Annotated in this window: 17 protein-coding genes; 11 read left to right on the top strand and 6 right to left on the bottom strand. The window is 48.8% G+C overall.

All coding sequences use genetic code 11. The features are described 5' to 3' along the window. Window positions 1-21 precede the first annotated feature (21 nt). The gene (locus GmarT_RS07225; RefSeq protein ID WP_002646082.1) at window positions 22-1,428 is read left to right on the top strand and encodes a magnesium chelatase ATPase subunit I; all 1,407 of its coding nucleotides are present in this window, start codon (window positions 22-24) and stop codon (window positions 1,426-1,428) included. A 53-nt stretch (window positions 1,429-1,481) separates the two neighbouring features. Further along, window positions 1,482-3,182, top strand: a complete 1,701-nt coding sequence (locus tag GmarT_RS07220) for a hypothetical protein (RefSeq protein WP_002646083.1) — start codon at window positions 1,482-1,484, stop codon at window positions 3,180-3,182. Window positions 3,183-3,250: 68 nt separating this feature from the next. On the opposite strand, the gene GmarT_RS07215 is transcribed toward GmarT_RS07220, so the two are convergent. The 3 genes from GmarT_RS07215 to GmarT_RS07205 form a co-directional block, all read right to left on the bottom strand. After that, on the bottom strand, window positions 3,251-4,546 hold the full coding sequence (locus GmarT_RS07215) for a tetratricopeptide repeat protein (RefSeq protein WP_002646084.1): 1,296 nt from the start codon (window positions 4,544-4,546) through the stop codon (window positions 3,251-3,253). Then, window positions 4,543-5,568 carry a hypothetical protein gene (locus GmarT_RS07210; RefSeq protein WP_002646085.1) on the bottom strand — a complete coding sequence of 342 codons (1,026 nt, stop codon included), beginning with the start codon at window positions 5,566-5,568 and terminating at the stop codon, window positions 4,543-4,545. Before GmarT_RS07210 ends, GmarT_RS07215 begins: the two co-directional genes overlap by 4 nt. Before the next feature lie 614 nt (window positions 5,569-6,182). Then, window positions 6,183-9,518 carry a LamG-like jellyroll fold domain-containing protein gene (locus GmarT_RS07205; protein ID WP_002646086.1) on the bottom strand — a complete coding sequence of 1,112 codons (3,336 nt, stop codon included), beginning with the start codon at window positions 9,516-9,518 and terminating at the stop codon, window positions 6,183-6,185. Between the two features lie 250 nt (window positions 9,519-9,768). Between GmarT_RS07205 and GmarT_RS07200 the strand changes: the two genes are divergently transcribed. The 3 genes from GmarT_RS07200 to GmarT_RS07190 are packed head-to-tail and all read left to right on the top strand — an operon-like array spanning window position 9,769 to window position 13,653. Beyond that, a complete protein-coding gene (locus tag GmarT_RS07200) occupies window positions 9,769-10,623 on the top strand; it encodes an HAD-IIB family hydrolase (RefSeq protein WP_044237503.1) in 855 nt (284 codons plus the stop codon). A gap of 44 nt (window positions 10,624-10,667) precedes the next feature. After that, window positions 10,668-11,888, top strand: a complete 1,221-nt coding sequence (locus GmarT_RS07195; RefSeq protein WP_002646088.1) for a glycosyltransferase family protein — start codon at window positions 10,668-10,670, stop codon at window positions 11,886-11,888. Between the two features lie 4 nt (window positions 11,889-11,892). Beyond that, window positions 11,893-13,653, top strand: a complete 1,761-nt coding sequence (locus GmarT_RS07190) for a sugar phosphorylase (protein ID WP_002646089.1) — start codon at window positions 11,893-11,895, stop codon at window positions 13,651-13,653. Between the two features lie 24 nt (window positions 13,654-13,677). Here GmarT_RS07190 and GmarT_RS07185 read toward each other — a convergent pair whose 3' ends face one another. Then, entirely contained in the window at window positions 13,678-14,067 is a 390-nt protein-coding gene (locus GmarT_RS07185; RefSeq protein WP_002646090.1) for a VOC family protein, read from the bottom strand. A 43-nt stretch (window positions 14,068-14,110) separates the two neighbouring features. Next, entirely contained in the window at window positions 14,111-14,479 is a 369-nt protein-coding gene (locus GmarT_RS07180; RefSeq protein ID WP_002646091.1) for a cupin domain-containing protein, read from the bottom strand. 293 nt (window positions 14,480-14,772) lie between these two features. On the opposite strand from GmarT_RS07180, the gene GmarT_RS07175 reads away from it, so the two are divergent. Next, window positions 14,773-15,315 (top strand): hypothetical protein, encoded by a 543-nt coding sequence (locus GmarT_RS07175; protein ID WP_044237506.1) that lies wholly within the window; start codon window positions 14,773-14,775, stop codon window positions 15,313-15,315. Window positions 15,316-15,358: 43 nt separating this feature from the next. Beyond that, the gene (locus GmarT_RS07170) at window positions 15,359-15,895 is read left to right on the top strand and encodes a type 1 glutamine amidotransferase domain-containing protein (RefSeq protein ID WP_002646094.1); all 537 of its coding nucleotides are present in this window, start codon (window positions 15,359-15,361) and stop codon (window positions 15,893-15,895) included. 5 nt (window positions 15,896-15,900) lie between these two features. Here the strand turns inward: GmarT_RS07170 and GmarT_RS07165 are convergent, their stop codons facing one another. Beyond that, window positions 15,901-21,333 (bottom strand): neutral/alkaline non-lysosomal ceramidase N-terminal domain-containing protein, encoded by a 5,433-nt coding sequence (locus GmarT_RS07165; protein WP_002646095.1) that lies wholly within the window; start codon window positions 21,331-21,333, stop codon window positions 15,901-15,903. 198 nt (window positions 21,334-21,531) lie between these two features. Between GmarT_RS07165 and GmarT_RS07160 the strand changes: the two genes are divergently transcribed. From GmarT_RS07160 to GmarT_RS07145, 4 genes are all read left to right on the top strand, one after another. After that, window positions 21,532-22,686 carry a XylR family transcriptional regulator gene (locus tag GmarT_RS07160; RefSeq protein ID WP_002646096.1) on the top strand — a complete coding sequence of 385 codons (1,155 nt, stop codon included), beginning with the start codon at window positions 21,532-21,534 and terminating at the stop codon, window positions 22,684-22,686. A 224-nt stretch (window positions 22,687-22,910) separates the two neighbouring features. Beyond that, complete coding sequence (locus GmarT_RS07155) at window positions 22,911-23,390, top strand: MarR family winged helix-turn-helix transcriptional regulator (protein WP_002646098.1); 480 nt, start codon at window positions 22,911-22,913, stop codon at window positions 23,388-23,390. A 580-nt stretch (window positions 23,391-23,970) separates the two neighbouring features. Beyond that, a complete protein-coding gene (locus tag GmarT_RS07150) occupies window positions 23,971-24,585 on the top strand; it encodes an RNA polymerase sigma factor (RefSeq protein WP_002646099.1) in 615 nt (204 codons plus the stop codon). A 19-nt stretch (window positions 24,586-24,604) separates the two neighbouring features. Next, entirely contained in the window at window positions 24,605-26,725 is a 2,121-nt protein-coding gene (locus GmarT_RS07145; RefSeq protein ID WP_149302506.1) for a protein kinase domain-containing protein, read from the top strand. Window positions 26,726-26,892 lie beyond the last annotated feature (167 nt).

The following is a 26,892-nucleotide window of genomic DNA, read 5'->3' as shown; positions in this document are numbered from 1 at the left end:
AAACTGGAATGAGATAACTTTATGAATCGTCCCACCAATCTGGCGGAACTCCGAGAAAGCGGCTGGAAGAGTAAAACAGTAAAACGAGAAATTTATGATAATCTCATGCAGGCCCTGCAGACCGGCGATGAACTGTTTCCCGGAATTGTCGGCTATGATGATACTGTAATTCCCGATATTGTCCTGGCACTCCTGTCAGAACATGACATGCTGTTCCTGGGAGAAAAAGGGCAGGCGAAAAGTCGTATCATGCGATTACTGATCCGATTTCTTGATCCGGAGATCCCCTACCTGGACATCCCGGAATCACCGGTCCACGACGACCCCTATCAGCCGATCACCAGTATCGGGAAAAAGTGTATCGCGAATACCCCTGAACACGAGGTCCCCATCGCCTGGTGGTCTCGAGAAGACCGCTACGCAGAGCGTCTCGCTCCAGGTACGAAATTCGCCGATGTGATTGGTGAAATCGACCCGGCCAAACTGGCGCACGGCGAAAGTATGTCTGCAGAAAGTGCGCTGCACTTCGGCCTGATTCCCCGCATGCATCGCGGCATCTTTGCCATGAACGAACTTCCCGAACTGGATGAACTCGTACAGGTGGGTCTGTTTAATATTCTGGAAGAACGGGACGTGCAGATTCGCGGCTACCCCATCCGCTTCGACCTCGACATGCTGATTCTGTTTTCATCCAATCCATCAACATTCAACCGTAGTGGAAAAGTCATCCCGCAGTTGAAAGACCGGATCGGCTCGGTCATCCATACTCACTATCCCCGTGATCGCAGCCTGGGAATTGAAATTATGGAGCAGGAAGCCAGCGTGGAACTGGAAGGCCAAGTCCCCGTCGTGGTTCCCTATTTCATGCGGGAAATTATCGAGCAGATTACCGTCGCCGCCCGGGCATCGAAATACGTTGATCACGACTCGGGTGTGAGTGCCCGCTTCAGTATTGCCAATTATCGAATGATGGTTGCTGCCGCCCGCAGACGAGGTGCCGTGCTCAATGAAAAACCGGCGGTCCCCCGCATCAGCGACCTGGGACACCTCTATTCTTCTTCATTGGGAAAACTGGAACTCGATCTGATGGGCGCCAACCAGATGTCCGAACGTCAGGTTCTTGATGCCATCATCGCCAAAGCAATTCAGGATGTCTTCCAGGAATACATCGTCGAACATGGCTTGGCAGAGATCGGCGAAATTTTTGCCCAGGGCATCAAAATTGAAGTCGGTGACATGCTCCCCTCCTCCCAGTACGCAGAACGACTGAAACGGGTTCCCCCTGTCTGGGACAAAGCATTCGAAGTCAATGCTTCGGGTGACGAATCCATCCGGGCCTCCTGCATCGAATTCGTATTAGCGGGACTGTATGCCAATAGTAAAATTTCGCGTTCCCAGGATCATGGACGCATTGTCTATGAAACATAAACGTCACACTCGACTTCTACGACAACTCTCCCAAGAGAGATTGAGATACGACTATGTCTGATAAACGACTGACCGGCGGGATTATCCATACGTACCAGAAGTACGACCCGAAACGCATTCCCGACCCGATGCAACCCCCTCCCGACCTGGTATCTCCCGCTTTGAATCACATGATGTATTATGGTTCCATGCGGGAATTGACGGAGGAAGAACTGGCACGGGCCATCAAACTGGATCCCAGCCAGATCGCAGGTCTGGGACCCAGCCTGGATGCGCTCGTTGCCATGTTGGAAGAGCGCAAACGCAAAATCTTGGAAACGTATGAGACTGACAGCGTCCGCAAAAAAGCCCGACGTTCTTATCGTGATTATGCCAAACAGATGCAGCCCCCACGTCGATTAAAGGACTTCTTTCAACAGGCGGTCCGCGAAGAACAGATCTACGATCTGGAACGGATCTGGTACAAAACAGAAGATGACAGCAGTCCGTTTGCCCGCGGCCTGGTTCAACTGGTTGATCGCCTGGGCGACAAATACGAAATCGATGAGCTGGCATCCAAATACTACTTCACCGGGCAAACGTCGATGACGATTCCGGAAGCCCTGGAAATCAAAGCTGAGCTTGAGAAGATAGACGAACTGCTCAAGCAACTCGAAGAAGCCCGCGAAACCGCACAGATCGCCATCATCGATATGGAAGCCCTGTCCGAATTCACACAACCCGGGGACATGGAAACGCTGAATGCTCTGCAGAAACAGGTCCGCGACCTGATGCGGGAAATGGCCGATCAACAGGGACTCGAATTTTCTAAAGGTCAGTTTCGCCTGACTCCCAAAGCATACCGTCTGTTTCAGAGTCGCATTCTGGAAAAGATCTTCAGTGACCTGCAGGCATCACGTACCGGACGACACACAGGCCCGGTTGTTGGCGAAGGAGCGGTAGAACTTCCCACCACCAAACCATATGAGTTCGGAGATTCCGTTTCGAACATGGACATCACCCAGTCCTTCACGAATGCGATTCTCCGCGATGGTCCCGGCTTACCTATTCGCTTGAAATCTGATGACCTCGTGATTCATAAAACCCGTAACACACCAAAATGTGCCACCACCGTGCTGATGGACATGAGCGGGTCGATGCGATACGAAGGTCAGTACGTCAATGTCAAGCAGATGGGCCTCGCGCTCGAAGCATTGATTCGAGGCGAATACCCCGGCGACTATCTGCAATTCATCGAGATGTATACCTTCGCCAAACCGCGAACGGCGGCAGAAATTGTCGAGTTGATGCCCAAACCGGTCACCATATTTGATCCGGTCGTACGTCTGAAAGTCGACATGAGCGATGAAAATATCAGCGAGCAGATTGTGCCACCGCACTTCACGAACATACAACATGCCCTGCAGCTCTCAAGACATTTTCTCGCTCTTCAGGATACACCCAACCGCCAGATCATTCTGATTACTGACGGTCTACCTACTGCGCATTTTGAAGGCGAGCAACTGTACCTGCTCTATCCGCCGGATCCACAGACCGAAGCTGCCACGATGCGGGAAGCCCATTTATGCAAACGCGAAGGCATCACGATTAACATCTTTCTGATTCCCAGCTGGTCTCAATCCAGTGAAGATATTCAGTTTGCCCATCGTTTGGCAGAAGCGACGCAGGGTCGCGTCTTCTTCACTGCCGGCCGCGATCTGGACCGCTACGTCGTCTGGGACTATGTTTCACATCGCCGGGATATCATCGGCTGACAATGCTCCCCGAAATTGCAGAACAATACAGAAAGGCAGGACCCGAGTGGCCCCTCGCCTGGCCTGAATCAGAGACTGTTTCCTCGCCAGACATTCAGGCAACCAAAGTGCTGCTGCTGTAATGAAGTGATTAGTTTTTGACCGGATTTTCCATAGCGATCAGCATTCAATGCCATCGCCTGGAGAGCGTGTTCCCGTGCCTTGCTTGTCTGTTGAGTATCTTCATAAAACTGCGCGAGCAAATAATGCTGGTCAGCCGTGGGTGCCAGTGACAACGCCGATAAATACGCACTTTCTGCTTCTTCATAGTTCCCTCGTTTCCTTTCAGCAAATGCAATCCCTTTCCAGGCAGAGACAATCCCCGCCTGTTGCTGTTCTGAATGCGGCAATCGTTTCCAGGCATTCAGGGACTTCTGGTACCACCGCTCACTTTCTCCCCACTGCTCCTGCTGCTGATAGATATTCCCCAGCAACTGACAGGTGAGTGGGCTCACGGTTTTCTGATCTTTCCAGGGAGCCAGCAGTCGGATTGCTGCTTCGCCTTTTCCCAGAATGGTCAATAGCCGTGCCTGTTGATAGGCGGCTTCTTCACTACCTACGGGCTCAAGCTGCATAAACCCGAGGTTGCGTTCGATTTCATAACAGCTGCGATCCAGGTCGCGAGCCAGATCACCTGCGGGTAGATCACCAATTTTCTGCCAGGGTGCCAGTACACAGACCTCGCGAGTCAAACGTCGCGCATCCCCCAGGCGACCACTGCCCAGTGATTCCTCAACAGTTGTCACGATTTCATTCACCCGTGATTGAATATAGATCGCTGGAACCAGGACCGCTGTCATCAAAGCCAGCCCCCAGATCAGGAATCCCTGCTTAGAATTCGATTCAGAGGTTTTTCCTCTTTTTGAGATTTGCCCTTCGATCAGACACAGAGTCATCATCAGCCAGAAGGCCAGGACAGGTCGCAGAATCATGGACTCCCAGGCATCGTATCTGCTCAGCGTGCCATTCGGATGACTGCTGGTCAAAGCCATGATCAGAATTCCTGCCGCGCCAGTATAAAATATAATCTGAACCAGTTTAAACAGAGGCGGACTGTGATGACTGAAAACACGGAACAGCCAGTCAGAACTCAGAATGACCAGTGGCAACATGCAGACGAAACAGACAATTGCAATATCGACACGCAGATAAGGCAGACTCAGACTTTCCGCGTCACGGACTGTGGAAACCCACCAGCCAGTCAGACAAGCTAGAATAATCGCCAGCAGAATTATCGGGCTGCTATCAGATGTCACATTCACTGTACCTTTAATTTCGACGTCGGCAGCTATTGTTGTATCGAGAGAACCTTTCTGACGTTTCATGCGCGCGCAGGCCTCCTTGATTTCCAGAGGAAGCCATCATAGGCATAATGCAGAAACGCCATGATCAGATTGGCCGTGAGCCAGAGTTCCAGCAGATGAGATTCCATCAACCAGGCTCCCATGCCCAGGATCACGACAAACACAGCCAGAATCAGTCCCCAGCGAGGCATCAGTTTTTTAAACAGTTGTGTCGTCGATTGACCGGATTTCCGTGTCCGGTCGACGGACCAGTTGACGATTGCCAGATATTCAATGGAATGAAACAAAGCGGACGCCGTCGTCAGGACCAGCAGCATCATCGGGTTTTGAGCAGCCACTGCCCCCAGCATTGCCAGATACAATGTCATCACACTGGTAAAGTAGAGACATCGGCCCACTGTTTCCGCTCTCAGCTGCCAGAGTTCCCTAAGAATCATGGAGACTGGAATCACAGCAAAGACATAATCCAGAGTTCCCCACCCCTGGCTGGCAGCAGTTCCCACAGAAGCCCAGCTCGCAATTCGAAACGTTACATACAACAGAAAGCCCCGCATCAGCCATTTATCAATCCGCAATCGTCCGGGGGAAAGTCCCCCTGATTTACGACCATAAATACTATAGATGCCGTGATGTTGAGCAGCAAAATGCCAGGCATTCCAGATGTAATCGATTGTGAGCAGGCAGGTGAGCGCCCCCGTGGAAATCTTGACCGCTATTGGAATCGTCAACAGACAGACCGTAATCAGAATGTACTTCGTCTTGTTGGCCTGCAGACGGTCCCGCTCTAAAAACAACAATGCGGGTGTGATCCAGCGATGCGGTGTTGTAATAAAATAGACCTGCCAGAAACTGATGCCACTCTGAATCTCCAAGCCTCCCCACCACTGAAGTAATACCAGTAATGGCCATCCCAGGTTCGCCAGGAAGAGCAAATCGTATCGGGGATCAACGAGCCAGGCTGCCTGAAGCGACTGGCGAAAGCTGCGCACTGCAGAGTCAGGTTGTTCAACAGCCACCTGAGACAAAAGTGCGGATTCAGTCATTTGAGAGATACTTATAATTGCCCTGAAATCATGCCAGGTTCAAAGAACCGATTTGGAATGAATAATGATTTGAGTACATCTCATAGATATTCTAATAACAGTTAACTCTCTGTCCTGTATTACCCTGGCGACTCCAAGCTCATTTGGATCCGGTATGTTAGATTGACAGACGCTATGGTTATATGTGATGCGCTCTAGAGTAACGATTCTGGCTTCCAGTCTGAGCTTTGCGGAATTCAGACAAAGAGATTGCTGATCTTGAATAAACAGCAATCTCGCATGAGATGTATCTTAAGCGTGAATTATTAAGAAGCTGTGAACAAATGAAGAAATTATTTTGGATAAGAAAGGCTTGGAAAAAAGAGGTGGCTTCAAACGCTCCTTTCAGATAGAAAATCCCATAAATTAATGTTTCGTGAAGTTCGTCATCGAGACAGAATCCGATCCGCGAGACAGCAGTTGCGCAGCAGGCAGTCAGGCTGAGTCAAACGCTGACAGCTCCAGACGAAAGTGTTACTTTCCCTGGAGGGTATCACATTTAACCATAGTGTCTCTCAATCTAATATACTCGGTCCGAATGGCCCCGGAGACGCTACAGTTAAACTGGACACAGTCTAGCCGGCGGGCTGTTCAGGATTAAAGCCCTTAATATTCTGACCATGCGGTTTCACTGCGCTGTTATCATCGGCAACTCGAAACCAGGATGTGGTACTTTTGCCCGAAGCAAGTTCTTTCACCCGCACGATCCAGACTCCTGCTTTATCATTAGGTGCAATCTGTACCTGGAATTTCTGTTCGCCATCCTGAAGAGCACGATATCCGGACATTTCCGCCACACGTCCTTCCGCATCTTCAATCGATACTTCCACAGGTATGACAGCAGCGACCGGGGCCCCCTGCTCATCAAGAACTTGAATCGTAACTGTTCCGGCTTCCCCGCGTTTCAATGCCGAGGGGACGTCAACAGCCACCCGTTTGATCGGCTGATCTGTGCGGAGATAAATCCCGCCTGCACCGGGTCCCAGTTTCACATTTGATGTCTGCTGCTGATTCGACAATTCCATATTGACCTGCTGATGCTGAACCAGATCATAAAAAAAGCCATCCTGGCGATTCACAGATAAAGTTGATTCTGCAGGGAGTCCGATTTCCATCACACGACCATGGTGACCGACATAATCGCCGAATTCGCGATTGTCATTCACGACAAAAATGTAGTCCGCATGAGAGGCACGACGACAATAGGGAACCACATTCAGATTAGAAGAATCGACATAACGAGAGTACTTTCCAGTCAGTGCCTGTCGCAGTTCTGCAGCCTTTTTCTGTAACTCCTGTTTATCAAGATCTGCTTTACCGGATCGCGTGTAGGATGAAATTCGAATGTCTGGTTTGACAGCAGGAGAAACCCGTTCGTCGGCAATCACGATCCCGCCCCGCGTCTGAAAATCTTGAATTGCCTGCTGAATCGATTCTGTAATCACATCACAATCCATCATCACCAGTACCTTGTACTGATCCAGTCCAGTCTGATTGATTGTTTCGTCAAACACAACATCCGTCTGTAAACCGGCCCACTGCAGCATCTGATGCGCGTCTCCCAGCCAGTAACCGTTCCAGCCATAAGTTCCGCGTCTGGCAAAAACCTGTGAGGCAAAACTTTCATAGAAGGCAATATCATTCTTTGCTGCCGGCATCGTTTTTAGAGCCGGTCCCAGAGGCTGTACGACTTCATGAATCAGTCGCGTCAATTCGTGTTGAGTTTGAGGATTGGTATAGCGATATCCGCCGGCCCCATCGGTTGGCACCAGAGACTGCCAGCCATGGTACATAATGCCTTTGATGGGTCGTGACATTTTAGCCCAGAACGCTTCTCTCAAATGCATGGGAGAGATCGTGATAAAAGCCGCATCTGGTTGTTCTTCCTCCCAATGTGCCAGATCTTCTGGCCCGTCACCCGTTTTTTTCGGAATCGGCGCGGTCTGTGATCGATACCAGATGATCTGCGTCATATTCATCACATCCTGATGCTTTTGAGACCCTCGGGCCATGGCAAACAATTCGTCACCAACAACATTGATACGAATCGGATCGGGATAACTGTAAGTCCAGTGCGAAAGTACATTCACATTTCCACCGGAGCCAAATACACTGGCCACGCGCATCGCCGGGTCATACCAGGTCCAGAATTTTTTAGCAGTCGAATTCAGCCCCCGTTCCAGATCACTGTTTAATTCGTTCCAACCATCACCGGTTTTCCAATGCCACTTGTAGTAGACATAGAGCGGGTCATCGTCAGAAACGACACGGTCCGAAGGGAAGTTTTTCAGTTTTTTATAGTCAACTCCCCGAGGTGGACCGGCTTCTGCTGGAATCTCTATTCCGGCAAACTTCTTAAATGCTTCGCGGTCATGTTGATGAAAACAGGGACGTGAATGACCTCGAACTTCAGTATGCAGTAGAGCAGAATCCAGCGCGGGATAATCCTGATAGGTCTGTGCTACTGAAGCTCCCACGTTATACGTGAACTCTTTGATCTCTGGAATCAGGGGGCAGATGTCTTCGCGTGAAGAAAGCGTGGTTCCATCCCGGTTCACACGTTGAAGTTTTTCACGAGATCTCAGATAAGAACCAGGAGACAATGATGCGTAAAACGAAATGCCATTGGCCAGCCCCCGATCCAGACCGGCTCGCATCTTAGCGACATTTTCTTCGGAATCTACCAGGGTGGGTTCGCCCGCTTCCAGTACTTTTGCGTAATTGACCCTGGTTGCCACCGCATGTGTAAAACCAATTTTTTTCAGGCGGTCAATTTCACCAATCCCGGCTCCCCACATGATCACGGGAAACTGGTCAGGTAATTTACGCCCTACAATTTGAATCGGGAACACTGCCTCCGCTGTTGTCTGTGGCGGACCAGATGTTTTCAATCGGGCCGTCAAGTCATACTGGTCCGGACGTAAGGAGGTATTTAAAGGGAACAGGATCTGTTGGGGTTTACCTGATTCCAGATTTTTCAAAGTGGATGTCCCCTGAATGTCGCCATTCAATAACCAGGTGACAGTCGCTTCTGACAACAACTCCGGCTGCAGGTTCGTTACCTGAAAGGCAAGCGACGGGTTCTGCTCCATCCGAATGTAGCAGGACCGCTGAGTAAGACGATCAAAGCGCACCGGACGAAATTCCAGTTCCCCACTACTGATCCGCACCTGATCAATCAGCCCCGGAAAGCCACCATAATTACTCCCGTTACGATCCCCGATAGTAAGCGGCCTGGTCCCGGGAGTGATCGCTCCCACGCCAGCGACTGTCTTTTCACCGTGTGGTAATCCATTGACCAGAAATCGACCTCGACCGGCACCGTTATACATAAACACAATGTGATACCAGGTACCTGGATCCAGCTTGAGCGGGTCGGAATACCAGGTCTCAGAAAAGTCACCAAAACCGAGAATGGCTCTCAAAGTTCTGGTTCCGGTTCGCCCCGCCGGATTAACGATGAGTTGATAGTCGTTATGGCTGACATACTTTTTATCGAGCAGATAGGCGGTAACCGCTTTTTCAATATCGGCTTCAGGCTGGACCCACATTTCCAAAGTGAAAGCACCGCGCGGTGAAAGACGAGGTGACGTTTTCACGGAAGCCCAATGGCGTTTATCCTCTACGGGAAATCCGGGGAAGGAACGCATCGCAGCACCGAATTTCCCCTGTGGTTCAATTTCAGACCCATTGAAGGAAGCCGTATTTCCGTTTCCTGAAAGATCAGTACCCGGATTAGTATCATCAAACGTCCACAGTCCCAGAACATGAGGACCGGTGGCATTCTCCTGGGTATATTGTGAATTCCAGGGTTCCTGTAATGCGAGCGAACCGGAATCAGCAGCGTGAAGGCTGGACACAGCGCCGAGTGAAATTATTAACAGAGCAACTGATTGAATGACTTTTCGCATGAACGCAAACTTTCGAATTACATGATGCAGGAGCCTAAAGTGTAGTCAATAATTATTTAACACAGTTTACCAATCCATGTTACCAATGAAAACTGTGTTGCTTCAGACATTTGTCTACAACCATTGGCACATTCATTCTTAGCGAATGTCGAGACGTATTTGTTCGCGGGAACAATACCTGTTAGGATGCAGACAGCGTTTCTCGCCAGCCGCTTTATACAGTCTCCCCTTTCACTGCATCTGTCAGGTTATGTCTACAGAATCTCAACATACATTAGAAAATAGTCCCCCCTTGATTGTCATGAGTGATCTGGATGGCACATTGCTGGATCATGATACATATTCGTTTACCCCCGCAGTGCCTGTCATCTCACGATTACGAACTGCGGGAATTCCATTGATGCTGAATACCAGCAAAACGGCAGCCGAACTGCGCACGTTGCGCGAAGCACTGAACAATACCGATCCCTATGTAGTGGAAAATGGTTCTGCCATCTATTTTCCTGACACAGCGTTTATCAAATCAATTGAGTCATCTGCACAAATTTCAGGAAAAGACGTGCATATTTTAGGGGCAAGCAGAGCTGAGATCCTTTCGATCATTCAAAAAAAACGCAGTGAAGAAAATTTCCTGTTTACAGGATTTTCAGACATGGAAGTCTCTGAAGTCATTGCATATACGGGATTATCGGAATCCGAGGCTGTACAGGCAATGACCCGGGAATTTTCAGAGCCGCTAATTTGGCAGGACTCGGCACATCAATTGCGTAAGTTTGAAGCACTGATTGCCAATCATGGTCTGCGGCTGCTGCGAGGTGGCCGGTTTGTGCATGTGATTGGCGCGTGTGACAAAGGAAAATGTCTGCAGTGGTTCAGGGAATGTTATACCCGTTCGGGTAAATCCTCTCCCCGATTCGTGGCACTCGGTGACAGCCAGAATGATGTCGCCATGCTCAATGCAGCAGATATCGCGGTCATTGTGCGCTCTTCCCATCATGAACCTCCCGATCTTGAGAAGCAATCTTCGGTCATCATTACTGAAGAGTTCGGCCCACAGGGATGGGCTCATGCGTTAACCCAAATACTGGATGAAACATTGACCTGATCATCCCGGTTTTGGCGCTCAAACATCGATCATGGAGATCTGGTATGGGAGACTTTTACCAAAACGGTATCATTACGACATTACATAATCTCTCGTCACGCCCGATTGACGAGATGGAAGCAGAACTGCTTCAGTTTTCCAAAATACGCCCGATGAGCCTGGTGCTGCCCTGTCTGTACAGCGAACTAGAAGGGCCTGCCCTCGATAAAATTGTGACAGAACTGGCGAAAGTCGGTTATCTGAATGAAATCGTGATTGGTCTGGATCGGGCAAACGAAGAGCAATACAAACACGCCATTCAGTTCTTCAGCCGCCTCCCCCAGAAACATCGGATTCTCTGGAATGATGGCCCTCGACTTCAGGAAGTCAATACTGTCCTGCAGGACCAGGGACTGGCTCCCAACGAGCTGGGAAAAGGCTGCAACGTCTGGTACTGCCTGGGTTATATCCTGGCGCAGGGAACGTCTGCTTCCGTCGCTTTGCACGATTGCGATATCCTCACTTATGACCGCAATCTGCTGGCACGACTGATTTATCCTGTCGCCAACCCCAGTTTCAACTATCAGTTCTGCAAAGGTTATTATGCACGGGTCGCTGGCAGTAAAATGAATGGCCGGGTAACTCGACTGCTGGTGACCCCATTGTTAAGGGCACTGAAAAAAATACTCGGCTCACTGGATTATCTAGAATACCTCGACAGCTATCGCTATCCACTGGCGGGCGAGTTTTCGTTTCGTGTTGATGTCATTAACGATATCCGGATTCCCAGCGACTGGGGGCTGGAAATCGGTGTACTCTCGGAAGTAAATCGGAATTTCTCGACCAACCGGCTGTGTCAGGTCGACATTGCTGACCGCTATGATCACAAGCATCAGAACCTGTCCGTGGACGATGCCCACGCGGGGCTTTCGAAAATGTCGATTGATATTTCGAAAGGCATCTTTCGCAAACTGGCGACAAATGGTGTTGTCTTCTCCACCGAAACGTTTCGGTCGATTAAAGCCACTTACTATCGGATTGCACTCGACTTTATTGAGACTTATCGCAACGACGCCATCATTAACGGATTGGCCCTGGATATTCATAATGAAGAAAAGGCTGTTGAGCTGTTTGCAGAAAATGTGCTAAAAGCAGGTTTGCACTTTCTGGATAATCCGATGGAAACCCCCTTCATTCCCAGTTGGAATCGGGTGCAAAGTGCCGTTCCGGATATTTTTGCGAGCCTGTGCGCCGCAGTTGACGATGACTATCGGGAGTTTGCCTGAAACCATGAGTGAGCCAGTTGAGCATTCTGCAGTCAGTGAGTATCAGTTTCTGGTAGAAAACCATTTAAAAGTCATATACCCTGAAATTGATCAGAGTGCCTTTGCCAGGGAACTGATTCAGATCATGTGTCCTGACGGGAATTGCCAGACGCCTCGGACACACCAGAATCACTGGGATCAGAAAAACGTGGTGATGATCACATATGGCGACAGCCTGCTCACGGAAGATCAGCAGCCACTGGAAACACTGCTGCAGTTCTCTGAAGAATTCCTGAAAGAAACCATCGATGGAATTCATATCCTTCCGTTTTTCCCTTACAGTTCAGACGATGGTTTTTCCATTATCGATTATCATCAGGTGAACCCGCGCCTGGGTGACTGGACTCACATAAATGCCATCGCGAAGCAGTTTCAACTGATGTCAGACCTGGTAATCAATCACTGTTCCAGTCAAAGTGAATGGTTCCAGCAGTTCAGACGAGGAGAGACGCCAGGTAAGGATTATTTTTTCTGTGCTACTCCCGAAGAAGATTTATCTGAGGTCGTTCGTCCCCGCACTAATGAATTATTGTGTCCGATTGAAACTCCCGATGGCACACGTTACGTCTGGTGCACGTTCAGTCCTGATCAGGTTGACCTGAATTTTGCTAATCCCGAACTGCTGCGGGAACTGGTTAAAATCATCAAGCTCTATCTGGACCAGGGAGTCAAGATCTTTCGGCTCGACGCGATTGCCTTTATCTGGAAGGTGGCAGGTACCAGTTGCCTGAGCCTGCCGGAAACACATGAGATCGTGCGCCTCTTCCGTACATTGATCCAGTTTGTTGCTCCAACGGCCATGATCATTACTGAAACCAATATCCCCAACCGTGAAAACCTGGCCTATTTCGGGAACTCGAATGAAGCCCATGCCATCTATAATTTTTCACTCCCTCCGCTGCTGGTAAACGCCATGCTTTGCGGCAGTTGTCAGCACTTGAAAACCTGGATGATGAGCATGCCCCCTGCCCTGCATGGCACCACTTATCTGAACTTCATCGCTTCCCATGACGGTATCGGACTCAGACCTGCTGAAGGACTGATGAGTGAAGAGGAAATCGGCAGCATGGTCGCTATGATGGAACAGTTTGGCGGACGAATCTCCATGCGGTCGCTCGCAGGAGGTGTCAAGCGCCCTTATGAAATCAACATCTCGTTGATCGATGCGATGAAAGGGACTCTGGATGGGGAAGATGAATGGCAGGTCGAACGCTTCCTGTGTGCGCATGCCATCATGTTTGCGCTGGAGGGAATCCCGGCCGTCTATATTCACAGTTTCCTGGGTACCCTGAACGACCAGGCAGCCGTCACAGAGACCGGTCAAAATCGATCCATCAACCGTCATCGCTGGGATTACCACAAACTCGCACTGGCACTTGCCGATGACACTTCCATTCATGCACAGGTCTTCCAGGGCATGTGCCATCTATTGAAAGTGCGTCGACGCCAACCAGCCTTTCACCCCAATGCCACCCAGTTTACCTTACACCTGGGAGACAGTGTGTTTGCCTTCTGGCGTCAGAGCATGGATCGTCAGCAGAGTATTTTCGCGATTAATAATATTTCCAACCAGGAACAGATTGTCCCCTTATCCGAAATCAATCTGATCGGGACCGATAACTGGACTGATCTGATCAGCGGAGAACTATATTCTGACCTGCGTGCCGAACTGGTCCTGAAACCTTATCAGGTGATCTGGCTGACTAACCGGTGGTCGCACGATTAACCCCGGACTGACATTCTCAGAACATCAGACCTGATTCTGAAAGCAGAGTTCATATCCATCCGGATCTTTGAGAAACAGTTGATTCATTCCATAGAAGGCGACCTGCGGAGGCTCCAGGTTCAGTCCGTTCGCTGAGAACTCAGCATACATAGTTTGCGCATCATCACAGAGAAAAAAGAGCCCCACACCTTTGATCCGTTCCGCTCTGACTCCATCTTCATCCGGACAGGCCGGTTGTAACATCAGCGCCGCCGATCCCCGATCAATACGACACCATAATACTTTTCCCTCAGGCTCCCATTTCAGACTGACTTCAAACCCCAGCTTATCAGTGTAAAATTCGATGGAATCATCGATATCTTCTACAAACAGGAGAGGGACCAGTTCTTGAACAGGGTTATTCTCAGCTGACATGACATCCCCTTATGCATGAAGGATATGGCAGAACATACTGTATTTAATCATCTGATTCACGATGGACCGTCTCTGGTGAAAATGCTGGCAGACAGATTGCGATATACTCCGCTCCTTCATTTCCGGGAGTGCTGTAGCGGACCCATTCCCCCGCATCCAGAATTATCGCCTGCCCTGTTTTGACTTCGAATTTTCCCAGCTTCGTTTCCACATGCAATACGCCTTTCAAGACTACAGACATCTCCTGAAATTCGGGAGATTGCGCCGGTTCAACCCAGCCGCCAGGAGACACCATCCGGGCAACACTGATGGATTCATCCCCCGTGTTCACGCGTCCGACAAATTCTTCGATCTGTTTCGGTTTATTCCCCGCAGCTTTTACAATTGTGGGGAGTTCAATGTAACGAGGCATACTGGCTCCTTATAAATAAATGATACATCGAAATCAGAATTTTATGATGACTCATCGTATTGTGATGGCTTTTTGACAGGAAAGCCGCAATCAGGCATCCCTTGTACTACGTATTCATTATTTTGACTCTGTAGATCGACTCGGGACAGTCAATAATTTGCCATGAACAGGCTAGGAATGCAATGGGTGAATTCTTATCATGAAACCAGATTCGGAGAATCAAGCCATTTTAAAAACACCTCTGTCACTCTGTTCCGTTCGCACCTGCTATCTACATTTTTCCGGAGCCAAACATGTTGACAAGTTTATTGCTTCCAGTCCTGTTATCAGCGGTCGCCCTGTTTTTCGCCAGTTTTCTATCCTGGATGGTCATACAACTCCACAAGAATGACTGGAAAATAATGGAGCAGGAAGACACCTTCCTCAAAACAATGCGGGAACTGAATGTGCCTGTAGGCAGCTACATGTTTCCGGGATGCAATTCAGCTGATGAAATGAAAAGCGAAGAATATCAGGAGAAATGGAACAAAGGCCCCTGCGGTGTGATGACGGTGTATCCCAAAGTCAACATGGGGAAAAACCTGGGCCTGACCTTTGTGTTCTTTCTGGTCATCAGTTTTTCACTCGCCTATCTGGCCACCCTGGCGATTCCACCTGGAGCAGAATTTATGGTCGTCTTTCGTTTTATGGCCACTGCCGGCCTGTTAACTTTTTTATCGGCGACGGTTCAACATGCGATCTGGTTTCATAATCGGATCGTGGGACACATCATTGAATCCATTGCCTATGCCGTTATCGTTGGTGCCATCTTCGGCCTGATGTGGCCAGTTGCTTAACCCCTGCAATTTTGATTATCAATTAACAAACTGAGGTATATCAATGACTGTTTCTCTTCCACTGTCCGGTCAAAAGTTTTTACTGTTTACAGGCGAAGACTACGAAGACCTGGAACTCTGGTATCCCAAACTCCGCCTGGAAGAAGCTGGTGCAGAAACCACTCTGGCAGGTCAGGAAGCAGGGAAGACCTATCTGGGAAAACATGGCTACCCTTCCGTCTCGGAAGCCACGATCGACAGCATCAACTCAGCTGATTATCACGGAGTCATCTGTGCCGGTGGCTGGATGCCTGATAAACTCAGACGATCTGAAAAAGTACTCTCACTTCTGCAGGAATTCCATGAAAGCGAAAAACTGATCGCCGCTATCTGCCATGGAGGTTGGATGCCCATCTCGGCTGGAATCTATTCCGGCGTCAAAGTCACCGGTTCACCCGGAATCAAAGACGACCTGATCAACGCAGGCGCTGTCTGGGAAGATGCTCCTGTAGTTGTTGATCGCCATTTTGTCTGCAGCCGACGCCCCTCTGACCTGCCCGATTTCTGCAAGGGCATCCTCGAAGTCCTGAAGGCGACTTAGACCGGTTAATCAAAGATCTGATTCGCAAGCTGTTGCACTTCTGCAGTCTGATGTGTCTTCAGTCGCTGCAGCAGTTCGCCATCGATCAACTTCGCTAAATGCTGTTGCTGTTGAATCGCCTTCAACAAGGCGATCGCACGGGCATCCGTTCTGATTAATGCCAGCAGGGCAATTTTCTGATTACGGGGAGTTAATACAGGCAGTGATTCGATCAGGTCTGCAGTTGCTGTCGGCACATCAATATCGCCAAGCCCGCTGACGGCTCCCATCTGCAGTTCAGCATGACTGGCATCATTCAGGTAACGCTTCAGCTGTTTCTGGCAGATGTCATAATCCAGCATGGCTACCATCCGCAACGCATCATAACGGGTGCCACCTTTCACATTCGGATCCTCGGCCATCTTGACGGCACGCAGGAGTGCCTGCTTCCAGCGGACCGCCAATTCCGGCTTCTCTTTCAGCAGCAATTCGATTTTACTGCGAGGCCAGTCGCCGGCAATCGTAATTCCATTAATCACCCCTCCTCCAATCACGACCGCCTGCCAGCATTCCAGCGGTTTATCCGGTCCGGGAAGAGATACCTCCAGCAGGTCGCGAATTTCATCTGCCTGATTCCGTTTTCCGACTGCGATCGCGGTTCGCCAGATCTCGGGGATATTTCGATATTCATCCGGAGTTCCGACTTTGACCTCTGCCACAAGGGCTTTGATCTTTGTGCCGGGCTCTGCCCCTTTTGTTTTGACAGATTTCTCAACAGGTTGAACTGGCACCGCTACATTCTGATTCTCCGAAGAAGCGCTGGCCAATGAAATTTCAGAGAGAAATATCCAGCCCTGCTTACCCTGAAAATCGATACGAACAAACTGTGCCCGTTGTTCGGGAATATTGATTACCGTTGTCCGTCGATCAATTTCATAGAGCCCCAGGCCATCAGCGTGATCATCAAACCCAGAAAACTTGTGAGGATTGCCATACTGTTTGCTGTTGTTACTGAAAGCAACCTCGATTGAGGAGGGTGCATGAATCGATCCCGGTTCATGGTTCACGCCATAGACAATTCTCAATGCGTTAACAGGAATTTTGCGCTGCAGATCTATCACAATGCGAGGCTGTGGCTCAGTTCCAGCAAAGCGAAAGCCAACCCACTGACCATCATTAAATCGTGTTGAACCTGTAGAACGATTCACCAGTTTTAAATTCTGAGGATCGTCCGGGTAGTTGGCATCCGGCTTGACAGATCCTGCATAAGTATATTTCAGAGGTGCACTGTGTTCCTGCAGATATACCAGCAGATCCGCCATCGCGGCGGGAGGAATCTCACGCTCAAGGCCTTCAGGCATCAGTGACTTTCCACTATTAATCAATTCATCCAGCTGCGTTCTGAGTATGGTCTGTACTTTTCCCTGCTGTGCTTTCAAGGTAATACTGTTACTCTGTTCCGACACCAGAATCCCGGTATTGATGCGACCATCGTCAGTGACTGCCAGATACGAAGCGTATCGACCATCGACGGCTTTATTCGGATCAAGAATGGAAGTCAGTAAAAATGACTTCGACTGATCGGTGAGTGCAGCCAGGTCTGGTCCAACAACGTGCCCTTTCCCGTTCAAGCGGTGACAGTTGGCGCATTGTTTTTCAAAAACCAGGCTGCCTCGATCCACACTGCCCTGTTTCAAATCGATCGATGCATACTGCTTCAGGATCGCTTCCCGGCTTGCGCTGGTCGCGACTGAAAACAATTTTCGGGCACGCTGTTTGATCTTTTCATTTTTATGATCAATCAGGGTCTGACGGTTTGTTAAATCGATTTGAGCAGGTTGTATTACCTTCTGCTCAATTCTGTTTAACAGATCCAGCGTCGACGATTCGCGGGACAGTAACTGACTGATAACCTCAGCCTGTAAGGCGGGCGTAAATTGCTTCCAGTTATTAAAGACCAGTTCCACGGCAGCAGGACTCTGCGACTGGATCAGGCTTTTCAAGACAGCCATCTGAAGATTTAATGCTGTCTGTGGTGATAACAAATCTGCAACCAGCTCAAGAGTATCCTGGCTTTGATCAACTGAGAGAACAAACTGTAATGCAGCGATCCGTACAGCCTCTGATTGTTTGGTTTCTGATATCTGTCTGCATGCCAGACTGATGAGCCGCTTCCATTGAAGCCCCTGTTTCTCCAGGCTCGATTTATCACGACCTGGCATTGCTTCGGTCAATTGTGTTAATGCCAGCCATTCCCAGGCTTCCGACTTCTGTTTTCGTATAATATGCTCAGACAGTGCAGTGGAAACCTGTTTCAATAATCCAGGATCCCTGGTCGCAACTGCCATGTCCAGCAATGAATGAAACATCGGCAGCAATTGGGGATTCGCTTCGATCCTGGGAAGCAGTCTTACCAGAGCCGGACTCAAACGAGCGGGCTTAAAACTGGTCAATACTGCCGACCTGAGATAGACATTCTCCGAATGCTGTTCCAGCAACTGTAACAGAGCCTTGGTCGCCTCATCCTTTTTCAGATATCCGAGTGTATAAGCCAGCTGGAGTTGTACTGAAAGTTCCCGTTCCTGATTGACCCGTTCCAGTACTGCGTTTGCCAGTTTCTCTGACTGTTTCAGGAACGGCTCAGCTAATCGAATCGATTCCCTGCGAACACCGGGGTCCTGCTCGATAATCCGCGGCAATAGTACATCCGGTGTCAGTGCCTGCAGTCCGTCCAGTGTGCACAATGCCTGTAACCGGGATTGTGGCAATACTCCATCACTGGCAAGCTTTGACAAGGAGGGAACTGCTTTCTTATCCCCCCGCAAAATCAGTTCCTGCTGCACCATGTCACGCAAAGTTCCATTCGCACTATTGAGTAACTGAGTGAGCTCTTGAGTTGGCAGTTGTTTTAGATCAGGGACAGGTTGACAGGTTTGATTTTTCGCGGAAATTCGATAAATCCTGCCACGAGTCTCGCCAGCGCGCACATTCAATTTTTGTACTGCTTCTGGCGAAAGAAATTTGGGATGCTCAATCAGATACCGGTACATATCCACGATCAGCAGCGAGCCATCCGGGGCCGTTCTCGCCTGGACTGGTCGAAACCAGTTATCGGTGGATGTTAAAAAATCTCGTTCCTGTTCTTCAGGTGCTCTCAGTCCCGAAAACGTGACCCCCTCTGGTTTCACGACTAAGCGATGTACCAGTTGGTTAACGGGTTCACAGATAAACGCATTTCCATAAAAAGATTTACCTAATTCCTTATCCCGGTATAGCCCCAGACCACACGCCGATGTCGGACGCCCCCGCTGTCCACTCAGGTGAAACTGAACCAGTTCACCTACGGGAAACAACTGGTTGACATTTTCTCCCTGGGGTATCGAAACTTCCGGAGGAGGCGAACTCACATAGGGGTTCTTCTGGAAATAGGTTTCATTAACCGGGTAATGCACACACAATGTACCATTACGGCATCCAAACCAGTTGCCCCAGTCATCACGCACGCGTCCCTGCTGAGTCCGGCCACTGACAGGCTCCAGGACACCAGTCTCAGGTTGAAACCGAAAATCCCGGTTGGTCACGTTGACAGTCTGCCCGTTAAAGGATTGTATGATACCGCCGAACAACCCACCGGAGGCATAGACCCAGTTATCAAGTCCGGGAACCAGGCTGTTAACCCGCGCCTGATAATTATGTGTCGCGAAACCGGTCAGAATTTTCTTCTGAATATCCGCTTTGCCATCGCCGGTAGTATCTTCTGCATAAATGACATCCGGGGCCGTACAGACCAATACCCCTTGTTTCCAGACCATCACCCCTGTCGGAAAAGCCAGACCTTCCAGAAATACAGTGGCTTTGTCATACCGGCCATCCTGATTCAGGTCCTCCAGATACTTGACCACTCCTCCCGGTTTGTAATTCCCATCCATACCCGCAGGATAATCACGCATCTCGACGACCCACAATTTGCCATCTGGTCCGAAATCCACTGCTACTGGATCTACAACAAGGGGTTCCGCAGCGACCACTTCCACTTTCAGATCATCTGTCAGATTCATGCGGGAAATGGATTCCGCAGGAGTCAAAGGCCGTTTGCCTCCTGTACGACTCACATCATCGACTGCCTTGAAGGAATCAGGTAACTGCCGGGAAACGACATCCAGAATCTTTTTCTCCACCCCTGAAGCAAGCGGACCCGGCAGGTCATACCAGACCATGGCATTTTTCCCTTCATAGCCGCCTTCCTGTAAAACCCGTTCGGACGGGATATAGCAGGGGACATGATTGGCATAGGAATTCACCCAGACTTTCGCGCCATGTTTTTGCTTGATCGCCAGGGAATAATCAACGACCACTTCTCCGCCGAGAAAGACCATCGCCAGATCGTCTCCAAAAGACCAGGTCTTGATCGGGTATTCGATCTGATCTGTTAAGACCTCTCCCCGCTCTAATCGGTTCAGATTTTTTTTCGCATGGTATCCAGTGATCCCCGGTTTACCGACACGCTGTTTCCATTCTTCTACGGTTGGCAGGGTCGCCAGAGGTAATTTGATTTCTTCACTAAAAGCTGAGAGATTTCCAGTGACAGCTGTAAGACCAGTTTTAAGCCGTTTCTGAATTCCTGCAGCAACGGCTTTCCCATTCACGCGGGCGGCCCCCTGATCGTCACCTCTGAATTTCGGATTCTGGTCTGCACCACAGCCGATCACGACCATTGCCATACAGCCGGGAATATCTGCTTCGACTTCCTCGACAGCGCAACCAGCCCAGTCACCGGACATGAAAGGAACACCACCCAATGTCGTGCAGTGACAGGCATAACCAACCAGAATCGCACGTGCTTTACCTTCCGGGCTTTTCACGCGCAGGACAGGCAGGTCATAGTCAGTGGGCCCGGAGATGTTCCTGCGATTTTTCGCAAACGTCGCAGTTCCGATGCCCCATTCCAGAAATGCAGGTTGGACATCTTTGATCGCCTGTTGAGCCACGGTGGTTAATTTCTGAATCAGGTCACTGGTATAACGCTCCACTACCGCCTGTTCTGCTGTGGAAAGATCCTGTGTGTAAATATTAGGAAGCACTCCGGTCAGCATGGGGGCAGCATGAGTGTGTGTCGAACAGACCACCAGGCCAGCCGGCCTAACCTGATACTCTTCTTTCAGATTCGCGACAACCCTCTTGGTCACCAATGCGGGTACACCACAATTTTCGACTGAGATCAGAACATGAGCCTGTCCCTGCTGGTTCAGGACTGCAATCGCCCGGGCCCAGAGTGGCTGCTCGACCTGATCGATTAAATCAGTCCCTCGTGAGGCATAACCGTTCAGGAGCACGGGATACTCAGGAGTGATATCGACTTTTGCCAGACCGACCTGGTAAGATTGAGGTTTATCTGCATGACAACTGGAAAAAGAAATAACATAAATAAAGAGTAACACTAAGAAACGTGTGAGATACATTTACTTGTTTCCTCATCCAGTCGTTTTTTTGTGAGCGAAGCATACCCAGTCATTCCTCAATGAAATCAGGCACACTTTTCAAAATAGTTAGAGTTCTTTAAAATCTTCTGAACCCTCAGTGTACCAGCAGCGATCACGACGCATCAATCCAGTGGTGCGACAATCTCTTTCAATTTTGCGACAACAGAAAACGGATCGATGAACGCCCACTCAACTCCGCAGGTTGCAATTTTTATTGAAACGTCTAAAACATTTGGTCGTGAAATTTTACAGGGCATTTCGACTTACTCCCGTACGCACGGCCCCTGGTCAATTTATATTGATGAATGGGGGCCACAAACCCCATTACCTGAGTGGATCAAAACCTGGCAGGGGGATGGCATCATTGCCCGCGTTCGTTCACGTCAGATGGCGGAACGACTGGCCCGACTTCGGGTCCCGGTGGTTGACACGCTCCAACAGGTACCCGAACTGGAGATGCCTGCGGTTTTTGCTGATGATACCTTGATTGCTAAACTGGCGTTTGAACATTTGCACGATCGACATTTGAGGCAATTTGCATTCGTGGGTGTCGAGAAAGCGAACTGGTCGCATCGACGTCGTGATGCCTTTGCAGAGATCGCCTGCGAACAGGGGTTTACCTGCGAGATTTATTCTCCCCTTTCACGCCGCCGATTTGCTGAAAGCTGGAATGGAGGACAGGACGACCTGGCAGACTGGCTGGAAGCACTCCCCAAACCCATTGGCTTATTTGCTGCCCACGACCTGAGAGCTTTATGCGTTCTCGACGCCTGCCGACGGCGCGATATTGCCATACCAGAACAGGTCGCGGTTGTGGGAGTCGATAATGACGATGTATTTTGTGAAGTCGTTGATCCGACACTTACCAGTATCGCACTTCAGGCGAAAGAGATTGGTTATCAGTCAGCAGCGCTCCTTGATCAGTTGATGCGCGGCAACCCTCCGGCACAGTACCCGCTGCCCGTCCCACCTCGGATACTGATACCACGCCGATCTACAAATATGATCGCCGTCGAAGATCCCGCCATTGCCTCTGCTCTGGAGTTGATCCGCAGAAAGGCATGCGAAAAAATCAGCGTCTCAATGATCGCCAGTCAAGTCAATCTGACACGACGCTCCCTCGAACGACGATTGATGAAACTGGTAGGAAAGACACCTCACCAGCTTATTTCTGAAGAACGCGTGAGACGAGCCAGGCAACTACTGATTGATACTGATTTTACCCTTGAACAGATTGCACAAATGGCGGGTTTTTCCAGCGCCGCTTATCTGAGTGTGATTATTAAAGAACATGAAAACTGTACTCCTACCGAGTTTCGTCAGAAACCCTGATCGAGTTGACGCAAGACATTTTCATTCTCGATTTCTGCCCCTTGAAGAGAGCGTCCATTACTCATCACCAGCATTACTTTTACACTGAGTTTCCTCGAATCTGACTACGCCCGATCCACACTTTTCAGTGTGATCCAGTTTGGATTGAAGCTACATAGCCTATTGACGCCTTAATATTTTACACATAAAATGGCTGGATTATGTTCCATTAACCAGGGGTCAAAATGTCACACAGCAAATTGCAGCATGAGATTAAAAAAAAGCAACCTTTTGACTCTCTGGAACAGGCAGCGATTTTAAATATTCTCAGAACAAGTGATGTCTTTCATAACCAGTTTGGCAGACTCTTCCGAGAATATGGTTTAACGCCTTCACAATATAATGTATTGCGAATTTTGCGTGGCGAACGCAAACCGATGCCTTCTCTCGAAATCGCAAACCGCATGATTCAGGTTGTACCCGCGATTACAGGCTTACTTGATCGCCTGCAGGCTCAGGAATTAATTAAGCGAAATCGCTGTACTGAAGACCGACGCGTTGTTTATATCGAAATCACCGCCAAAGCTCTTAAGTTGTTAAAAGAGATCGATAAACCGGATCTGGACCTGCATCACAAACTGATTGGTCATCTCAGCTCATCTGAACTCACTGAACTTTCCCGCTTACTGGAAAAAGCTAGAACTTCACTTAAAAGTGTGGAATAACCCCTCTTAAATTCTCTACCTTTCTCGTCTGGCCTGAAGCCAGATTTACTGCAGCGTCTTCAGCGCCACTTGTCCAGTGCCCTTGGACCGAATGCGATAAAAGTCTCTCTTCCTAAAGTGAACCGTGATAGCATTTCTTTGTCTCTCTAAGCAGATCTACTGATAGCACCCGGATAACTTGAGCCTGATTCTAAATACGAACCGGCATTTGATTTCCCTATCTAATTAAGTATTGATATCAATAGTCAGGATCGCAGACTCAGCTATCGACATTAAAATGGGAATAAACTGATTTCAATCTCGATCTGATGGATTAGTAACACCCGTATTCTGGAGCAGGCATCCCATCTGTAGTGATTCTCAATTGAATTTAGACTCTCTTGTCTGACTTAAATAATATTTTTATTTCATTCGAGCACAAGTTTGAGTAAATTGATACTTAGACCTGTCTCTGTTCAGAGATTGAAAATAATGATGATACTACATTAGATGGTCAGTGAGTCACGAAACGAGACTCATAGGTTCACTACACGAAGCTGGCAAACCAATACGTAGAAGCCCTTCACTGAGGAACTGACAGATGAACTATAGCCCTGAATGGCCATCGACTCATATCACTCTTTTAAATCGAGTTCGATTTCAGACAGACTCCGAAGCATGGAGGGAATTTGTTGGTATCTACGGCCCTTTGATTTACAATTATTGCCGAAAGTTCCATCTCAAAGACTGCGACGCTGAAGATGTATGCCAGGAAGTATTTCGGAAGATCAGCACTTCAATGCATTCATTTGAATATAACAGGCAGTTGGGGCGGTTTCGATCGTGGCTGGGCACTGTAACCTATCACGAAATTTGCCGTTATTTCAAGAACAACAAACGATTCCAGAATCAATCCGGGACCCCCGGTCTACGGGATGAGATTTATGAGCAGGCTGGGGAATCAGATGCCGCCTGGGCTGATGAGTTCTGCAGCCATATTTACTCGACTGCTCTTAATAATATTCAACCCCTGTTTGATAACCAGACCTGGAAAGCATTCGAGCTGACCTGGATTGAGGATCTTGGTGCACAACAGGCTTCAGAAAAACTGGGCGCGGAAATCACTTGGATTTATAAAGCAAAATTCCTGGTACAGAAAAAACTGAAAGAGGAGATACAGCGGCTTTCGTTTGACAGCGTTGTATTTCAAAAATGATTTTTTTTTCGGGCCATTTATGCAAAAATGTATTTCAGACAGCCAGATCATTCATTATCTCCGCAATGAGCTTGATGAACTTGAAAATCAACATGTCAAAGATCATCTGAATCATTGCGCTATCTGTCAGAAACGAACCGAGGCCTACTCAGAAGATAAGGAACTGAAGACCTGGCAGGAATGCCAGCAACGACATAATCAGTCCGGTCATTCCGACCAGAATCCTTTTTCAGAGCAACAGCTGGACCGTATTTATAACTCAACAATCTCCTCCATAAATCAGCCACCATCGACGGCATATTCACCATCCCCGCATACCAGTTCTTCTCATCACATACCAGTCGACGAGGAATTGAATCGGATCACAATCAGGGTCGTTGGAAACTACCACCTCATTGAGAAAATTGGGCAGGGAGGGATGGGTGTAGTCTATAAAGCCATCCATGCTCGCCTGAAAAAACAGGTTGTCCTTAAATTACTGTTAAACAACCAGTGGGATAATGACACCCAGACACAAAGGTTCTATCGAGAGATGGAATTGATCGGGCAGTTAGATCATCCCAATATTGTCAAAGCCACAGATGCCGGTGAAGTCGATGAAACCTGTTTTCTGGTCATGGAATACTTATCCGGACATGACCTGAAAACCATCCTTAAATCCGAAAACAGGCTTTCCATCACCTCCGCCTGCTACATCGTGCGACAAGCCGCAAATGGTCTGCAATATATTCATAATCACAATCTGATTCATCGAGACATTAAACCATCTAATCTCTTTCTCACCCTGGAGGGTGAAGTAAAAATTTTAGACCTGGGGTTAGCAGGACTCAGTCAGGCGAATCCGCACCTGAGTGATCTGACTGACAGTCAGTGTATCATGGGCAGTGTGCAATACATGGCCCCCGAACAGGCTCACAGTGTAAAATCAATCGATCATCGAGCAGATATCTATAGCCTGGGATGTACGTTTTATAAACTGTTAACCGGACAGGCACCTTTTAAACAGCAGACCCAGATTGCTACAATTCTTGCCCATCGTGAAGAGACATCACCCCAACTGTCAGATCTGCTACCGGAGATTCCTGAAAAACTGGAAGAACTGTTTCAGTCGATGATGAAGAAAGATCCCGTCGATAGAATTCAGACCATGGCGGAAGTTGTGGAAATACTCGACCAATTTCTCAGCGAACAAAACGAAATTCCTCTCAATGAATCGGCGGAAACCTGTCTCAGTGAAAGCCAGGAATTAATTGAACTGTGTCGAAATACAATTTTGACTCCGCCAATTGAAGTCATGTCCGCAGATGCCAGTACGCAGGTTCAACCGTCGACACGTTACGTAAACTCGAAACGAATCAGTCTGTTTTTAACATTGATTCTGCTGTTCAGCCTGGGAACATGGGTCGCATGGTGGTATCAGCCCCCTGCACCGGAACAAGTCGCGGATCTTCCCCCAACTGTTATGCCAGTAAAAGAGCCGTCACCTGAACAGGCGAAAATGGAACGTGAAGCAGCAGTCTGGCTGTTGAATCATCAATGCGAAATTATTATTGACGGGCGGTATGAACCGGTGACTCAGGTACAGGAATTACCCGTAGTTGATTTTTATATCAGGGAGATTAAATTTCATCCCCAGACAATCACGCGCGAAGTCATGGCCCCCCTGAAGGGGCTTGCTAAACTGGAGACTCTGCACCTGGAAGACTGCCACGTCATGGATGACGCGCTTGCTCCTCTCGAGGGAAAGCTAACCTTAAAAACTCTGGATCTGCATGAAACGGGTTTGACAAATGCAGGACTCTCACACATCAGCAGCCTGTTGAACCTGACTCACCTTTCTCTTCAAAAAAACCGCGAGATCACAGACGAAGGTCTACAGGCCCTGGCGAATCTGAAAAAACTGAGTTCGATCAATCTGGATCGACTTAATATCACGGACGAAGGCATCACATTCATAAAACACAATCCCCGTCTGGACTGGTTAAATATTAAAGACACGCAGATCTCTGATACATCTATTCCACTACTGATAAAACTGAATCGAATGAAGAATCTGTATCTGGAAGGATCTAAAATCACAGATCAGGGAATCCAGAAAATCAAAAATGCTTATGCAGGCAGAGACCCCATCAAATACTAAGCCCTTTTAATCGCACACACACCAGTTTAAAACTGAATTATGCTGCGTAAACTCCCATAATCCTCACTATCAGATTTGATTCATTACCTCAAACAAACGAAATCTGATTTCTCATATTGACCCGTCTGTGTCCTTCTGAATACTACATTAAAGCTGAATTCTTAATC

Source organism: Gimesia maris, assembly GCF_008298035.1.
Classification (GTDB): domain Bacteria; phylum Planctomycetota; class Planctomycetia; order Planctomycetales; family Planctomycetaceae; genus Gimesia; species Gimesia maris.
This window is presented reverse-complemented; position numbering and strand designations above follow the sequence as displayed.

Excerpts from the sequence above, each read along its gene's own strand:
- GmarT_RS07150 (WP_002646099.1), top strand. The coding sequence starts at position 23,971 with ATGAACTATAGCCCTGAATGGCCATCGACTCATATCACTCTTTTAAAT.
- GmarT_RS07145 (WP_149302506.1), top strand. The coding sequence starts at position 24,605 with ATGCAAAAATGTATTTCAGACAGCCAGATCATTCATTATCTCCGCAAT.
- GmarT_RS07195 (WP_002646088.1), top strand. The coding sequence starts at position 10,668 with ATGGGAGACTTTTACCAAAACGGTATCATTACGACATTACATAATCTC.
- GmarT_RS07165 (WP_002646095.1), bottom strand. The coding sequence starts at position 21,333 with ATGTATCTCACACGTTTCTTAGTGTTACTCTTTATTTATGTTATTTCT.
- GmarT_RS07185 (WP_002646090.1), bottom strand. The coding sequence starts at position 14,067 with ATGTCAGCTGAGAATAACCCTGTTCAAGAACTGGTCCCTCTCCTGTTT.
- GmarT_RS07215 (WP_002646084.1), bottom strand. The coding sequence starts at position 4,546 with ATGAAACGTCAGAAAGGTTCTCTCGATACAACAATAGCTGCCGACGTC.
- GmarT_RS07205 (WP_002646086.1), bottom strand. The coding sequence starts at position 9,518 with ATGCGAAAAGTCATTCAATCAGTTGCTCTGTTAATAATTTCACTCGGC.
- GmarT_RS07200 (WP_044237503.1), top strand. The coding sequence starts at position 9,769 with ATGTCTACAGAATCTCAACATACATTAGAAAATAGTCCCCCCTTGATT.
- GmarT_RS07190 (WP_002646089.1), top strand. The coding sequence starts at position 11,893 with ATGAGTGAGCCAGTTGAGCATTCTGCAGTCAGTGAGTATCAGTTTCTG.
- GmarT_RS07175 (WP_044237506.1), top strand. The coding sequence starts at position 14,773 with ATGTTGACAAGTTTATTGCTTCCAGTCCTGTTATCAGCGGTCGCCCTG.
- GmarT_RS07180 (WP_002646091.1), bottom strand. The coding sequence starts at position 14,479 with ATGCCTCGTTACATTGAACTCCCCACAATTGTAAAAGCTGCGGGGAAT.
- GmarT_RS07225 (WP_002646082.1), top strand. The coding sequence starts at position 22 with ATGAATCGTCCCACCAATCTGGCGGAACTCCGAGAAAGCGGCTGGAAG.
- GmarT_RS07220 (WP_002646083.1), top strand. The coding sequence starts at position 1,482 with ATGTCTGATAAACGACTGACCGGCGGGATTATCCATACGTACCAGAAG.
- GmarT_RS07170 (WP_002646094.1), top strand. The coding sequence starts at position 15,359 with ATGACTGTTTCTCTTCCACTGTCCGGTCAAAAGTTTTTACTGTTTACA.
- GmarT_RS07210 (WP_002646085.1), bottom strand. The coding sequence starts at position 5,568 with ATGACTGAATCCGCACTTTTGTCTCAGGTGGCTGTTGAACAACCTGAC.
- GmarT_RS07160 (WP_002646096.1), top strand. The coding sequence starts at position 21,532 with ATGAACGCCCACTCAACTCCGCAGGTTGCAATTTTTATTGAAACGTCT.
- GmarT_RS07155 (WP_002646098.1), top strand. The coding sequence starts at position 22,911 with ATGTCACACAGCAAATTGCAGCATGAGATTAAAAAAAAGCAACCTTTT.